Origin of the sequence: Candidatus Dactylopiibacterium carminicum (assembly GCF_014736495.1) — a bacterium.
Lineage (GTDB): Bacteria > Pseudomonadota > Gammaproteobacteria > Burkholderiales > Rhodocyclaceae > Uliginosibacterium > Uliginosibacterium carminicum.
This window is the reverse complement of record NZ_MDUX01000026.1, coordinates 1-15,089: the sequence shown is the minus strand read 5'-3', so window position 1 is coordinate 15,089 and position 15,089 is coordinate 1. Positions and strand designations below refer to the sequence as shown.

Here is a 15,089-nt window from a genome sequence, read left to right as displayed (position 1 = left end):
TGCGAATCATGTTCCGTCGCCTGCGCATCCTGATCCTGCTGCTGATCCTCGCGACTGTCGCTACCACGGCATGGCGCACTGAGCGCCATTTGCGCAGCTGGCGCAGCACGCTGCATGTGGCAGTCTTCGCGCTCAACGCGGACGGCAGCACTGCCGCTAGAGATGAAGTCCACCGGCTGGAAAAAACACAGCTTGCGCCGATCGCCGATTACATCGCAGCCCAGGCTGCCGCGCACGGCATGGACCTCACGCTGCCGGTACGCATCGAAACCGGCCCCGAGATCACGACGCTGCCTCCTGAGCAGCCGGCCAGTGGCGGCATGCTCGCCGCCATCCGCTGGTCGCTCGCGATACGCTACTGGGCTTGGCGCCACACGCCGGAAACCTCCATCCGGCCAGACCTGCGCCTCTATCTGCTCTATCACGATCCTGAGCGCAATCCGCGCGTGCCTGATTCTGCCGGCCTCGCCAAGGGAGGCATTGCACTCGCTCACGTCTTCGCCGGTCGGGAGATGGCCGGCAGCAACCTGGTCGTTGCCACGCACGAACTGCTCCACACGCTGGGCGCCACCGACAAATACGATCCGGCCACCAACCTGGCCCTTCATCCGGAAGGCTACGCCGAGCCCTGGCGCAAACCCCGCCTGCCGCAAACACAGGCCGAGATCATGGCCGGCCGCATTCCACTACGTGGCGATACGGCGCGGATTCCCGCCAGCCTCGCGGAAACCGTGATCGGCCCGGCCACCGCCCGCGAGATCGGCTGGAGTACGGACACGCATTGACGCGCGCCCGGCCGCCGCTCGCCGTGGCGCGCGGGGCAAGGATTTTGTGATAGGCTCTGCCCCCTTTCCCGCCCTGCCGCCGGGCTTGGAGCGGGAGCCGGGCCGCCATAGTTCAATGGATAGAACGGCCGCCTCCTAAGCGGCAGATACAGGTTCGATTCCTGTTGGTGGTACCAGCCGCCCGGCATCCTCCCGAGCGCCTGCACATGCCAGCCCTGCGCCCCGAAGCCCTCGCCGAACATCTCTCCCGCCCACTTTCACCGCTGTACGTGGTGCATGGCGACGAACCCCTGCTGGTGCTCGAAGCGGCGGATGCCATCCGCGCTGCGGCACGTGCCCAGGGCGTGACAGAACGCGAAGTGCTCGTCACCCACCAGTATTTCCGCTGGGATGAGTTCGGTCTCGCCTCGGGCGCCCTTTCTCTGTTCGGCGACCGTAGCCTGGTCGACCTGCGCATTCCCAACGGCAAACCCGGCAAGCAAGGCGGCGAGGCCCTCACACGATTCGCACGCGAGCTTGACCCACAAGGCGATAGCCTGACGCTCATCACGTTGCCGCTGCTGGACTGGGCTACGCGCAAGACCGCCTGGTTCACGGCGCTATCGGAAGCAGGCTTCGTGATCGAATGCAACGCGCCGGAGCTGGCCCGCCTGCCGGACTGGATCGCCCAGCGTCTGGCGCGCCAGCAGCAGCATGCACCGCGCGAGGCGCTGGAATTCATCGCCGGCCACGTGGAAGGCAATCTGCTCGCCGCACACCAAGAGATCCAGAAGCTCGGCCTGCTCCACGAGCCGGGCGAACTCAGCCTCGCCCAGGTGGAAGATGCCGTATTGCATGTGGCGCGTTACGACACCGAAAAACTGCGTGCGGCCCTGCTCGAAGGCGACGCCCCGCGCTGCGCGCGCCTGCTCGAAGGCCTCAAGGGCGAAGGTGCCGCGCCGCCACTGGTGCTCTGGGCCATGAGCAACGAAATCCGCACGCTCGCCAATGTGCGCGGCGCCATGGATGGTGGCCAGAGCGTAGACGCCGCGCTGAAAACAGAGCGCGTATTCGGCCCGCACCAGGGCCCCTGCAAGCGCGCAGCACAGCGGCTCAAGGCTGGTGGCCTGCGCGCCGCCCTGCTGCATGCGGCCCGTATCGACCGCATAATCAAAGGCCTGGAGCGGGGCGACGTATGGGATGAATTCCTGCAGTTGAGCCTGCGTTTGCGGCTGCGCTGAATCCGGTCTTCAGGCCAGACAGGCCTTGAACGCCTCCTGCAGCTCGGCCTCCGGCAAATCGCGCCCGATCAGCACGATGCGGCTGTTCCGGTTTTCCCCGTTTTCCCAGATTCGCCCGTAGTCGAACCCGGCAATGCGGTGCACGCCCTGGAAGATCAGCCGTCGAGGCTCGCCCGCCACGGCCAGGATGCCTTTGTAACGCAGCAGATCGTGGCCATGCGCTTCAATGAGCCGATCCACGAAGCCGGAGACGGCATCCAGATCGACCTGGTTTTCCGCCTCCAGCAGTAGCGAGCCGATACTGTCATCCCAGGAGCGTTGCGGTTTTTTCGACAGCCCCCCGGCAACGCTGCCACTGGGCTTCCAGAGGTTTTGCGACGCCGGTGGCAACCCCCGTTCATCCAGCGAGAAGCCCCCCGTGGCCAGCAAGGCCGGCCAGCGCGCATCCAGTACGCGTACGTCCAGCTGGGGCGCACGCGCGTTGATGGCGCGCAGGCGCTCGGGCAGATTGCCTGCGTCGGCCAGATCCGTCTTGGTCAAAACCAGCCAGTCAGCGTAGGCCACCTGTGCGGCAGCCACGGCTTCGCTATCCAGTTGGCGACCCGCATGGCAAACATCCACCAGGGTGATCACTGCATCGAGCTGGAAATGGTCCCGCAGCTCAGGCTCCCAGAAAAAACCCTGCATCACCGGGCCAGGATCCGCCAAGCCGGTGGTTTCGATGATCAGGCGGTCAAATGCCAGTGTGCCCGCCTGGCGGCGCGCCAACAGACCCACCAGCGCACTCGTCAGCTCGCCGCGCACGCTGCAGCAGATACAGCCGTTGGCAAGTTCGACGATGTTCTCGGCCTGCGCTGCGATCAGGGAGCCATCGATGCCGGCGGCGCCGAATTCGTTTTCCACGATAGCGAAACGCAGATCCGGATGCGCCGCCAGCAAACGGTTGAGCAAGGTCGTCTTGCCGGCACCGAGAAAGCCGGTGAGCAGCGTGACCGGGATGAGCGCGTTCATGCTTGCGACTCCAGAAAAAAGAAAGGGGAGGCGGACACTGCTCACCTCCCCGGATTGTTGTACTCAATCCGCTGAACATCGGTGTCTGCGGATGCCTCGAAGAGCTTCTAGCAGCACTTGCCCACCGCGCCGCCGAAGCGCGCTTCCTGCCGATCGCGGAAAAACTCCTCGTAAGTCATCGGCGTACGGTCCGGATGCTTCAGCCGGGTATGTTGCACATAGGCATCGTAATCGGGCTGCCCCACCATCAGGCGGGCGGTGTCACCCAGATACTTGCCCAGCTTGGCGAGATCCTTGAACACGGATTCCTCCATCAAGCGGCCAGCCATCGGCTGGCCGCAACATCAGCCTCTGAACAAGTTCTCAGGCAGACACACTGCCCTCCGGCAAGGCTTCATAAGCCGACTCATGCGACGTCGGTTTGCTGGATGCGCGGGCAATCCAGCAAGCCCTCGCGCCATATACCAGCACGGACAGCACGACGATCATGAACAGCCCGCACAAGGCTGCATCCAGATACTGATTGAAGATCACCTGCTGCATCTGCGCCATGCTGGTAGCCGGGGCCAGGACTTCACCGCGCTCAGCCGCCGCGGAGAAGCGTGCGGCATTGGCCAGGAAGGCGACCTTCGGACTCGCGTCGAAGATCTTCTGCCAGCCCGCGGTCAGCGTGCAGGCCAGCAACCATACCGTGGGCAGGATGGTGACCCAGGCATAGCGCTCGCGCTTCATCTTGAACAGCACCACAGTGCAGAGGATCAGCGCCACGGCTGCCAGCATCTGGTTGGCGACCCCGAAAAGCGGCCACAAGGTATTGATGCCGCCCAGCGGATCGACCACGCCCTGATACAGAATGTAGCCCCAGGCCGCCACACACAGGCCGGTACCGATCATGTTCGGCACCAAGCGGTCGGTACGCTTGAAAGCCGGCACGAAAGCGCCCAGCAGATCCTGCAGCATGAAGCGCCCGGCGCGCGTGCCGGCATCCACGGCGGTCAGGATGAACAGCGCCTCGAAGAGGATGGCGAAGTGATACCAGAAAGCCATCATCGCCTTGCCGCCGATCACCTGATGCAGGATGTGGGCCATGCCGACCGCCAGCGTCGGCGCGCCGCCAGCCCGCGAGATGATGGTGTGCTCGCCGACATCGGACGCGGTCTGCAACAGCACGTCAGGCGTGATCACGAAACCCCATTGCGAGATTTTCGCAGCCACCTCCACGGCATCCTTGCCGATCAATGCCGCCGGGCTGTTCATCGCGAAATACACACCGGGATCGATCACCGAAGCGGCCACCAGGGCCATCACCGCGACGAAGGATTCCATCAACATGCCACCGTAACCGATGAAAGCGGCGTGCTTCTCGTTATCCAGCAGCTTGGGCGTGGTGCCCGAGGAGATCAACGCGTGGAAGCCGGATACCGCGCCACAGGCGATGGTGATGAACAGGAACGGGAACAGGTTGCCTGACCACACCGGGCCGGTGCCATCGACAAATTGCGTCATGTGCGGCATGTGCATCTCGGGTGCCACGAACACGATGCCGATGGCCAGACCGATGATGGTGCCGATCTTCAGGAAGGTGGAAAGATAGTCACGCGGGGCCAGCAGCAGCCAGACCGGCAGCGAGGCGGCGATGAAGCCGTAGCCGATCAGCAGCCAGGTGAGCTCCACGCCCGTGAAGGTGAACATCGCGGCCCAGTACGGATCGGCCGCAACCTTGCCACCGAGCAGGATGGAACCGATCAGCAGGATGAAGCCCACGATGGAAATCTCACCGATGCGCCCCGGGCGGATATAGCGCATGTAGATGCCCATGAAGATCGCGATCGGAATCGTCGCGGCCACCGTGAAGGTTCCCCAGGGCGATTCGGCCAGCGCCTTCACCACGATCATCGCCAGCACGGCCAGGATGATCACCATGATCAGGAAGGTACCGAACAGCGCGATCATGCCGGGCACCGGCCCCAGCTCGGACTTGATCAGGTCGCCCAGCGAGCGGCCATCCCGGCGGCTGGAAACGAACAGCACCATGAAATCCTGCACGGCGCCGGCCAGCACCACCCCGGCCACGATCCACAGCAAACCGGGCAGGTAGCCCATCTGCGCGGCCAGCACCGGCCCAACCAGCGGCCCTGCACCGGCAATCGCCGCGAAATGATGGCCAAACAGTACGTGCCGATTGGTGGGCACATAATCCAGACCGTCGTTGTGCTTCACGGCCGGCGTCATGCGCGTGGGGTCGACGGCCAGCACCTTATGGGCGATGAACAGACCATAGAAGCGGTAGGCCGCGATATAGATGCCCACGGCAGCTGTCACCACCCACAGGGCATTGATGGTTTCGCCACGCGAGAGCGCGACGAAGGCCAGGCAGATCGCGCCGATGATGCCGAACGCGGCCCAGCCAAGATGTGGCAGGACTTTCTTCATTGTTTCCTCCAGAGTCATCGCAACCTTCAGGTTGCGGGCACGGGTTTGTATGTTCGCGACGATGTGTGACACCGCGCGTGTCCGGCCTGATGGCGACCAGACTGTGATGAGTATAGAAAGCGAGACGCCGCCGCACATCGGGATGACTACGCAGAACGCCTGCGTGACATTACGTAAAGAGAACTCCTGACCCCGGCGCCGGCTGACGCCTGAAATCCCGGAGAACGACAATCCTCAAGGGGTTTCCTGCATGGCTGGCGCCGCGTCCGCCGACTAGCATTGCCGCATGAGTCTGCGCCTCAAGATCCTGCTGCTTGCCGTCGCCCCTCTGCTGCTGGCGGCCATCGCCATCGCCGCCGTGGTTCGCATCGAGGCCAGGGCATTGGCAGAGGCAGAAACCCGCGCAGTGCTGCCGGTGCTCGAAAGCATGCGGCGCGCAGAACTCAAGCACTACGTCGACCTGGCCATGGGCGGCATCGTCGGCCTGCGCAAGGTGGATACCCCCGCTGCACGCGCGCAGGCGCTCGCCGTGCTACAACAACTGAATTTCGGCGAGGATGGCTACTTCTTCGTCTATGACACTCAGGGGCGCAATCTCATGCATCCGCGCCAGCCGCAGCTGGTCGGCCAGGATCTGTGGGAGCTGCGCGATCCGCAGGGGGTACCCACCATCCAGCACCTGATCGCCCAGGCACGCGAAGGCGGCGGCTACATCGAATTCCAGTGGAACCGCCCCAGCACGCAACGCATCGAGCGCAAGCTGGGCTACGTGGAGCTGGTACCGGAGTGGGGCTGGATGCTGGGCACCGGCATCTATCTGGACGATCTGGAAGAAGCACGCCTGCACATCGATGCCGCTGCAAGCAATGCCATCGACGCGACCATGCACATCATCGCCGTGATCGCCGGCGCCGCCATGCTGATCGTGGCCATCTGTGGCCTCGCCCTGAATCTTTCCACCCAGCGCCATGCCGAGGCACGCCTGCGTGCGCTGGCGCACCAGGTGGTGCTCTCGCAGGAAACCGAGCGTGCCCGCGTGGCACGTGAGCTGCACGATGGCGTCAGCCAGTTGCTGGTGGGGGTGAAATACATCTTCGAGTCGGTACGCGAGCACATCCAGCAATGTGCCCTCCAGGCTTCCGATCCGCTGGCCAGCATGACCGACAAGGGCGTGGCCCGGCTCAACGAGGTGCTGCGCGAAGTGCGCCGCATCTCTCATGATCTGCGCCCGACGGCACTGGATGATCTTGGCCTGAAAGCCGCACTGGCCCAGACGCTCGACGAATTCGGCATCCGCACCGGTCTGAAGGTGAGCTTCAAGGCCGAGGACCGGCCGGACCTGCCCGCGCCTGTCGCCACGGCACTGTTTCGCGTGGTACAGGAAGCGCTCACAAACATCGAACGCCACGCCGGGGCCAGCGAGGTCAGCGTGAGCCTGATGGCCCGCCCGCGGGCGCTGCGCCTGAGCATTTCCGACAACGGCCGCGGTTTCGATCTCGACACCGTGGCTGCCCAGCCGCGCGGCGGCCTCGGGCTGGCCAGCATGCGCGAACGCATCGAGACACTGGGCGGCATCTGCCTGATCAACAGCGGCCTGCAAGGCACCAGCATCGACGTGGTGCTGCCCGCCAGCGCACTGAAACCCTGAGAGGAGCCCATCATGGAAACCCGAGTCCGCCTGATGCTGATTGACGACCATCCGCTGGTGCGCGATGGCCTGCGCTCCCGCCTGCAGACCGTGCCGGGCTTCGAAGTGATCGCCGAGGCCAATAGCGCGGAGGAGGCCCTCGCCGGCCTGCAGCGGCAATTACCCGACGTGGTGCTGCTGGACATCGCACTCAAGGCGGCCAGCGGCATCGACCTCGCCCGCCAATTGCACGACATGCACCCCCAACTGCGCATCATCATGCTGACCATGCACGATCAGCCACAATACGTGATCGAGGCCTGCCGCGCGGGCGCCTGCGGCTATGTACTAAAGGACAGTCCCGCGCAGGAGATCGTGGCCGCCGTGCAGGCCGTGATGGCCGGCCGCTGCTACTACTCCAGCGGTGTGAGCGCAGCCCTGGCGGCAGCGGCCACCACACCGCCGCTGCTCACCCAGCGCGAACGGGAAATCCTCTCGCTGCTCGCAGACGGCCTTGCCAGCAAGGAAATCGCGCATCGTCTGCAGCTCTCCGTACGGACTGTCGAAACCCACCGATTGAACATCAAACGCAAGTGCGAACTCGAGGGCAGCTCCTCGCTCGTCAAGTTTGCCGTGGAGCGCCGCTGGCAGCAGCTCTGACCCAGCGCTGGGCCTTCCGGGCAAGGCTCACACCGTAGGCTAATGTTCCTCAACGCAGCTCCGTTGTGCACGGCATCCATTGCCTGTGCCAGCGACTCCGGGAGTAGCTCATGCGTTTCCTGATGGCCTGCCTGTTTCTCACCCTGCTCTGGCAGCCACCCACCCATGCACAAGCCTCCGATACGCTCTCCCGCGTGCTGGCCACGCGAACACTCCGCATCTGTATCTGGCCGGATTACCACGGCATTACCTACCGGAATCCCCGCACCCAGCAGCTCAGCGGCATGGATATCGATCTGGCCCGCGCATTTGCCCAGGATCTGGGCCCCGGGATTGGCATCCGTTTCGTCGACAGCAACTTCGTGACGCTGATCGAAGATCTTCGCACCGAGTGCTGCGACATCGCCATGTTCGCCATCGGCATCACGCCGGCCCGCGCGGCGCAGATCCATTTCACCCGCCCTTATCTGCGCAGCGACATCTACGCCATCACCACCGTGGCCAACCGCCGCATCCAGGCGTGGAAGGACATCGATCAGCCAGGCGTGGTGGTTGCCGTATCACGCGGCACTTATCACGAAACCGTCATGCGGGAACGAATCCGCCATGCGCGCCTGGTAGTGCTCGAAACCCCCTTCGCACGGGAACAGGAAGTGCTCTCCGGGCGTGCGGACGTCTTCATGACCGACTACCCCTACAGCCAGCACATGCTGCGCAACGCCGACTGGGCTCGCCTCGTGGCGCCCCCTGCCCCCTTCCATCTGACCGATTACGGCTACGCCGTCAGATCAGGAGACGAACGCTGGCATGCACGTGTCGACCGTTTCGTCTCCGACATCCAGCAGGATGGCCGTCTGCGCACGGCCGCCGCACAACACCAATTGACGCCCGTCGCCGTGTTCGACTAGGAAACCACCATGCATACGCCCCGCCTGGGTAACGTCGTGCGGCACATCGGCAGTCACCTCGGTTTCCTGGTCCTTGCCACGGTTTTCGCTGCCAGTATCGCCGCCAGCACGGTCTTCAACCTGTATCGCATGTATGCCGAGGAGCTCGAGCAACAGCATGACATCGCCGGTCTGCAGGCGCGCGCGGTGGAAGATCACCTCACCCAATACCTGAACCTGCTCAGCCTCTCGCTCATCAATACCGCCCAGCCCCCGACCAACCGGGAGCTGGTCGCCATGCTGCGCAATGCACCGGCGCTGCGCTCGCTGTCGGTGGTCGACAAGAACGGCGGCATCGTGGCCAGCGCCAATCCGGCCAATCTGGGGCGCTACGTCAACCTGCTGGATTTCCTGCCACCAGGCACGCCAGACAGCGACTACGTCGCCATCGGCCGCCCCTGGCGAGGCCGGGACTTCTCCGATGGTTCCCCCATCCTGCCGACGCAGGCCGGCGATGGCAGGCAGACAGGCTTCCTGCCGATGCTGCGCAACGTCCGGCTGGACGATGGCCGCACCGTGCTGCTGCTCGTAGCCCTCAATCCGGATTATTTCATCAACCATTACAGCAATCGTCTGGCCCTGGAGCGAGGCTCTGTCGATGTGCTGCGTTATGACGGCATCCAGCTGTTCTCCACCGACGAGCGCTTCCGTCCGGGGGCTCTGCGTGCCGACGCCATCTATCTTGCGTCGATCAACGATGTCGAGGCGGGCACCTTCGAAGAAACGCTCTACGGCACCCAACCGAGCATCAGCGCATTCCGGGCCTCGCGCCTGTTTCCGGTGATCGTCGAACTGCATCTGGAACGGGAATACGTCCTGAGCCGCTGGACGCGGGAGAGCCGGCGCCTGCTCACCCTCGTGCTGCCGGCCCTGATCGGGCTGATGTTCCTGATGAGCTGGCTCTATCTGCACCTGCGCCGGCGCGAGACGGAGCGTAGCGAAGCCCAGCAACGCGACCGTGAGCGCCTGGCAGCCACGGTATTCACGCACTCTCGCGAAGGCATCATCATCACTGACGCCAAGGGGCATATCGTCGAAGTCAACGAAGCCTTCAGCCGCATCACGGGCTATGCGCACGATGACGTCATCGGTCGCACACCGCGCCTGCTCAGCTCCAGGAAACAACCGGCAAGCTTCTACACAAACATGTGGCGCGATCTGCTGCGTCAGGGCTCCTGGCTGGGAGAGCTTTGGAGCCGCCGCAGGGATGGCAGCCAGTTCGCAGCCCTGTTGACCATCAGCACAGTACGCGATCATGCGGGCCAGACGCGAAACTACGTAGCCCTGTTCTCCGACATCACGCAGATGAAGGAACAGCAGCAACATCTGGAGTACATCGCCCACTACGACACGCTGACCCGCCTGCCCAACCGCAGTCTGCTGCAGGATCGCCTGACCCATGCCATCAGCCAGAGCCTGCGGCGAGAGCTCTGTCTGGCACTGGTCTACATCGATCTGGATGGCTTCAAGCAGATCAATGACCGCTTCGGCCACGACTCGGGCGACACGCTGCTGGTGGAGCTCGCGCAACGCATGCGCGCCGCCCTGCGCGACAGCGACACCCTGGCACGGGTGGGAGGCGACGAATTCGTGGCGCTACTGGTCGACCTGCGCCACCCCAGCGATAGCGAGCCGGTACTTCAACGACTGCTGACCGCCGCAGCCAGCCCCGTCGCCGATGGATGTGCCGTGCTCGAGGTTTCAGCCAGCCTGGGCGTAGTCTTCTTCCCGCTGGACGCCACCGAACCCGAATGCCTGTTGCAGCTGGCTGACCGGGCGATGTACCAGGCCAAACAGGCCGGCAAGAACACCTGGCGTGCGCATGCGTCGCACTTCTGAACCCGCTGGACCGGAAACCGCCAGGAAGGGGCTGCCGGCCCTCTGACTCAGGTGCGTTTGTGTGCCTCGGTGATGGTCCAGCGATAAAGCGTGCTGCGCCCGACCTGGCGGACATCCTCTGGCGGCCACTCCTCTCCCATGCTGAAGTCATGAGATACCACGCGTGTGCCGACGCTCAACTGGCGCCACAGCTGCGGGCGCAAACGCCGGTTCACGGAATCCAGCAGATAGAGCGTCACCACCGTGGCAGCCGAAAAGTCGGAAGTGAACAAGTCCGCTTCGACAAACTTCACCCTGTCCGTCACCTTCGCCGAACGTGCATTGGCGTTCGCCTCGCTGATCCGCTGGGGATCCAGATCGATCCCGACGCCGGTCGCCCCCAGCTTGGCCGCCACCGTGATCACCACGCGGCCATCGCCACAGCCCAGGTCATACACGACATCTCCGGTACGCACCTGGGCCATCCGCAGCATCTCGTCGACCACTTCCTGCGGAGTAGGCACGTAGGGCACATCCAGCCGGTTGTCAGGCCCGAACTGCGCCAGTGCCGGGCGTGCACCCAACCCGAGCAAGGAGGCTCCGGCGAGCGCTCCGGTCAGGAAACCACGGCGGCTCAGGTGGGGCTGGCCCGGTACGATCAAACGGTCAGTCATGGCTTTTCTCCTGCAAGAGTCGGGGTGGGAGGAAACAGGAAAACGACATTCAACTGCGCGAATACGAGGCCTGCAGGGATGGGCGCATGCAAAGCACCAGCAACAGACCGACGAGCAGTACGACCACGCCGATCCAGGCCGCATTGAAGCCGCCCAAGGATTGGCTGTAGACGAACGAAAGGCTGGACCACAGCATGTAGGCACAGACCGCACAGAACAGCAGCGGCAGCACCGGATACAGAGGAACGCGGAACGGACGCTCGGTCGCCGGATCGCGCTGGCGCAGCACCAGCAATGCCACGCCAGAGAGCAAGAAAAACAACCAGAACACCGGCGAGGTGAACTCCACCATGGCGCGGAAACCACCGCCGGTCACGGCACCGACCGCGATCAGCAGCAAGGCGGCCACACACTGTACCCACAGGGCGTTGGCCGGCACCTGGCGATCGGGGCTCCATTGGCCAAGGCCTGCCAGTTGAGGCCAGTCGCGCCCCACGGCATAGCCCGTCCTGGCGCCCACGATCATCGTCGCATTCACCGTGGTCAATGCCGTCACCATGACCAGCAACGAAATCAGCGTGCCGCCGACAGGCCCGAATGCCATCGCCAGTAGGTCGGCGGCGATTGCCTGGCTCTGTGCCATGCCGGCCGTGCCCAGCACGCGCCAATAGGCCCAGTTCACCAGCAGGTAAAGCGCCGTGATCAGCAGGATGGAATACATCAGCGCGCGCACGATATTGCGTTTCGGCTGCTTGATCTCTGCACTGACGTAAGCCGCTTCATTCCAACCGCCGTAGGTCAGCAGTACGAAGACCATGGCCAGCCCGAAAGCCGAGGCGGAAGGCCCACTGGCCGGACTTTCGGCGACAACCTCCGGCACGCTGACCGGAGTCGCGATGGAAAATGCCGCCAGCACTACCAGCAACAGGCCCACGATCTGCACCACGGTCAGCCAGACCTGTGCCCGTGCCACCGACCGGATGCCGGCCAGATGCACACCGCTCAGCACAAGCACGGCCAGCGCTGCATACAGGGCGCTGGTGAGCGTCGGCCCCAGCGCATCGACTGGAAGCATCGCCGCCAGGTAATCGCCGAACACGAAGGCCAGCAAAGCGATCGAGCCGGTGGTGATCACCGTGAAGCGTGCCCAGGCGAACAACAGGCCGAGCGAGCGGCCAAACGCCCGGGTGAGGAAATGGTAATCGCCGCCGGCATTGGGATAGGCGCTGGCCAGTTCGGCGTAACACAGGGCTCCGACCAGGGAGATGATCCCGCCGAACAGCCAGGCAAAGAACATCCAGCTGCTGTCACCAGTCAATCCGGCCACCATGCCTGGTGTCTTGAAGATGCCGGCACCGACCACGATGCCGACGATGATGGCGATCACGACGTGAAGATCGAGTACTGCATGCGGATGCGCGGCATGCTGATCCGGGGTACTGCTGTCAGGCAAAGCTGGCATGAAGGTACTCTACGAAGAAATGCTCTCGGGAAACGGCTGCTGGCGGAACTCCGCTCAAACAGCCCCAATGGGCAAGACACGCTCGCAGGCAGAGCCGCCGCGTCCGGGAAAAGTTCCCTGCCCTTCCGGGGGTTCCGGTCTCCGATGCGGACCGCGCTCCCTTGGCAGCACGGATCGTGGGGATTCCTCACGCCGCCTGAGTCGGTCAGAATGGGCGCTCTTCAACTTTCCCCGGCAGATCCGCATGAAGATCAGCAAGAACACCGCCGTCACCCTGAGCCTGAGAGTCAGCGACGCCAATGGCCGCCTCATCGACGATGGCAAGCGTCCTGTGGCCTACCTACATGGTGGTTACGACAACCTGTTCCCCGTGCTGGAAGCGGCACTTGAAGGTCAGGAACCCGGCTTCCAGACCACGCTCGCACTAAGTGCGGCGGACGCTTTTGGCGAACGCGACGAGAGCCTGCTACAGACCATGCCCAAGGCCGAATTCCCGCCGGGCATCAAGGTTGGCGGCCAGATCGAGCGGCTGGATACACAGGGAGAACCCCGCCACTTCTTCGTCACCAAGATCAAGGGACCGGTAGTCCTGCTTGACGGCAACCACCCGCTGGCCGGCCAGGCACTGCGTTTCACATTGCAGGTACTCGCAGTGCGTGAAGCCAGCGAGGAAGAGATCACCCACCAGCATGTGCATGGCGAGCACGGCCATCACCACTGAATGCTTCAGTGGGTTCCCGGGGCACACATGTGCCTCGGGAATCGGCGGGAACCGCGAATGACAAGGAAATGACGTAACCAGATCCAAAGGATCAGCGTTCCGTACCGCCGCGCCAGCGTCCGTCGAGGATTTCGCCGACGCGATCGCTGGCCCGGTCGATCTCGGAACGCCAGTCGGCATTCGACTGGATGACGCTGGGGCGCAACAGGATGACCAGTTCGCGCCGCTCGGCATCGCGGCTTTTCTGCTTGAAGAGGTTGCCCAGCACGGGCACGTCACCTAGGCCGGGCACCTGAGAGTCAGCCACGTTGGACCCCTGACGGATCAGGCCACCCAGCACGATCATCTGGCCATTCAGTGCCCGCACGACGCTGTCCATTTCACTGACCTCGCTGGACGCGAGCGGCAATCTGAAATTCCCCAGCTCGCCCAGATCGATTTCCTGGGTCACGCTACTGACCTTGCTCACCATCGGATGGATGTGCAGGGTGATACCACCACGATCGTCGATCTGCGGTGTCACGTCTAGCGAGATGCCTGAAAAGAAAGGCTGCAGCGTGAGCTTGGGCGAGATGACCGACGAACCATTGGCGTTGGTGTTTGAGTTGGTATCGACCCCGGTGACGAAGAAATCGTCACTCCCCACTTTGAGCACAGCCTTCTGATTGTTGAGCGTGGCCACCCGCGGGCTGGAAAGTACATGCACCTGCCCTTGCTCTTCGAGCAGATTGAGCACGGCCGTGAAGTTTGCCGAGCTGAGCACCAGACCGAACATGCTGCCCACAGCATCGGCCGAATTGGCCAGATTGACTTGTGCCGTGCCCGAGATCGGGCTGGTGGTAGAGATTCCGCCACGTACGATGGTGCTCCCTGGCGTGAGCTGACCACCGGAAAACCGCAGCCGCCCATCGGGACTGCTCGCACTGCCGAAGGCGCCCCAGTTGATGCCCGCCTGGAACTGGTCGCTCAGGGCTACCTCCACGATCTTGGCCTCGATCACCACTTGTCGTGTCAGTGCTAGCTGAGACACACGCAGGAACTCCTCGACCTGGGCGAGTTCGGCAGGAAAGGCACGTACCACCAGGATGCCGCTCTGCGGATTGAGCATCACGCCGCGCCCTTCACCTTCGCCCACCAGGGCCGCCAGCGTTTCGCGCAATTCGCTCCAGAAATCGTTGTTCGCCGTAGTGGATATCTTGCTTGTGACAAAGCTGGTCGGATTGGTACTGGTGCTGTTCGTCGTACCGGAAGTTCCGCTGCTGCCCGAACTCACGTCACTAACGGAGCCGGAGATCACCCGGATATCCGAAGCCCCCTTGCGCACCGCATTGAGATAGTCGAGCTTGAGGATGCGTGTCTGCAACTTGCGTGACTGAATGAAGATGCGCCGGCCATCGACACGATACTCATAGCCATACAGCGTCCGTAGCGCTTCAAGTGCCTCGGGTACGCTGACCAGCTTGAGACTCACGGTGATGTTGCCATCCAGATCGTTGGGCAACAGGATGGAATACGGCGTATCCGCCACCATACCGAGATAGACCTCCCGCGCTGGCGCATCGCTCACAATCAGATCGAAGCGATGAATGGGCGTCGGCTCATCGATGCGCAAAGATGGATACATCGGCGCATCCAGAGGCGCCGGAGCCGGGACACTGGCCACAGGCTCCGGCTGACTGAATCGCCCCGGGTTTCCTAGACAGCCCCGAGCTTCATGAAATACTGTTTTTC

At 63.5% G+C, this 15,089-nt stretch carries 13 protein-coding genes and 1 tRNA gene; 8 read left to right on the top strand and 6 right to left on the bottom strand.

Annotated features, from left to right (window positions below; all coding sequences use genetic code 11):
• Positions 1-8: 8 nt before the first annotated feature.
• The 3 genes from BGI27_RS09375 to holA all read left to right on the top strand — a co-directional run bounded on the left by BGI27_RS09375 (position 9) and on the right by holA (position 2,005).
• Positions 9-785, top strand: a complete 777-nt coding sequence (locus tag BGI27_RS09375; RefSeq protein WP_095524608.1) for a hypothetical protein — start codon at positions 9-11, stop codon at positions 783-785.
• A gap of 101 nt (positions 786-886) precedes the next feature.
• Positions 887-961: transfer RNA gene (locus BGI27_RS09370), tRNA-Arg, on the top strand.
• Positions 962-991: 30 nt separating this feature from the next.
• Positions 992-2,005 carry a DNA polymerase III subunit delta gene (holA, locus tag BGI27_RS09365; protein ID WP_095524607.1) on the top strand — a complete coding sequence of 338 codons (1,014 nt, stop codon included), beginning with the start codon at positions 992-994 and terminating at the stop codon, positions 2,003-2,005.
• A 9-nt stretch (positions 2,006-2,014) separates the two neighbouring features.
• Here holA and BGI27_RS09360 read toward each other — a convergent pair whose 3' ends face one another.
• The 3 genes from BGI27_RS09360 to BGI27_RS09350 form a co-directional block, all read right to left on the bottom strand.
• Positions 2,015-3,016, bottom strand: a complete 1,002-nt coding sequence (locus BGI27_RS09360) for a CobW family GTP-binding protein (RefSeq protein ID WP_095524606.1) — start codon at positions 3,014-3,016, stop codon at positions 2,015-2,017.
• Between the two features lie 107 nt (positions 3,017-3,123).
• Positions 3,124-3,345 carry a YbdD/YjiX family protein gene (locus BGI27_RS09355; protein ID WP_478210099.1) on the bottom strand — a complete coding sequence of 74 codons (222 nt, stop codon included), beginning with the start codon at positions 3,343-3,345 and terminating at the stop codon, positions 3,124-3,126.
• Between the two features lie 34 nt (positions 3,346-3,379).
• The gene (locus tag BGI27_RS09350) at positions 3,380-5,449 is read right to left on the bottom strand and encodes a carbon starvation CstA family protein (protein ID WP_095524605.1); all 2,070 of its coding nucleotides are present in this window, start codon (positions 5,447-5,449) and stop codon (positions 3,380-3,382) included.
• 286 nt (positions 5,450-5,735) lie between these two features.
• Here BGI27_RS09350 and BGI27_RS09345 point away from each other — a divergent pair, with 286 nt between their 5' ends.
• From BGI27_RS09345 to BGI27_RS09330, 4 genes are all read left to right on the top strand, one after another.
• Positions 5,736-7,097 (top strand): cache domain-containing protein, encoded by a 1,362-nt coding sequence (locus BGI27_RS09345; RefSeq protein ID WP_095524604.1) that lies wholly within the window; start codon positions 5,736-5,738, stop codon positions 7,095-7,097.
• 12 nt (positions 7,098-7,109) lie between these two features.
• The gene (locus BGI27_RS09340; RefSeq protein WP_095524603.1) at positions 7,110-7,736 is read left to right on the top strand and encodes a response regulator; all 627 of its coding nucleotides are present in this window, start codon (positions 7,110-7,112) and stop codon (positions 7,734-7,736) included.
• Positions 7,737-7,846: 110 nt separating this feature from the next.
• Positions 7,847-8,644 carry an ABC transporter substrate-binding protein gene (locus BGI27_RS09335; protein WP_095524602.1) on the top strand — a complete coding sequence of 266 codons (798 nt, stop codon included), beginning with the start codon at positions 7,847-7,849 and terminating at the stop codon, positions 8,642-8,644.
• Between the two features lie 9 nt (positions 8,645-8,653).
• Positions 8,654-10,522 (top strand): diguanylate cyclase domain-containing protein, encoded by a 1,869-nt coding sequence (locus BGI27_RS09330; protein WP_095524601.1) that lies wholly within the window; start codon positions 8,654-8,656, stop codon positions 10,520-10,522.
• A gap of 47 nt (positions 10,523-10,569) precedes the next feature.
• On the opposite strand, the gene BGI27_RS09325 is transcribed toward BGI27_RS09330, so the two are convergent.
• Together BGI27_RS09325 and BGI27_RS09320 are read right to left on the bottom strand one after the other, a co-directional pair.
• Entirely contained in the window at positions 10,570-11,175 is a 606-nt protein-coding gene (locus tag BGI27_RS09325) for an SAM-dependent methyltransferase (RefSeq protein ID WP_095524600.1), read from the bottom strand.
• Between the two features lie 49 nt (positions 11,176-11,224).
• Positions 11,225-12,637: an APC family permease gene (locus BGI27_RS09320; protein WP_095524599.1), complete on the bottom strand. Its 1,413-nt coding sequence runs from the start codon at positions 12,635-12,637 to the stop codon at positions 11,225-11,227.
• Between the two features lie 244 nt (positions 12,638-12,881).
• Between BGI27_RS09320 and BGI27_RS09315 the strand changes: the two genes are divergently transcribed.
• Positions 12,882-13,358, top strand: coding sequence for an FKBP-type peptidyl-prolyl cis-trans isomerase (locus BGI27_RS09315; RefSeq protein ID WP_095524598.1), 477 nt, complete (start codon positions 12,882-12,884; stop codon positions 13,356-13,358).
• A gap of 91 nt (positions 13,359-13,449) precedes the next feature.
• Here the strand turns inward: BGI27_RS09315 and mshL are convergent, their stop codons facing one another.
• On the bottom strand, positions 13,450-14,982 hold the full coding sequence (mshL, locus tag BGI27_RS09310; RefSeq protein WP_095524597.1) for a pilus (MSHA type) biogenesis protein MshL: 1,533 nt from the start codon (positions 14,980-14,982) through the stop codon (positions 13,450-13,452).
• Between the last annotated feature and the right edge of the window lie 107 nt (positions 14,983-15,089).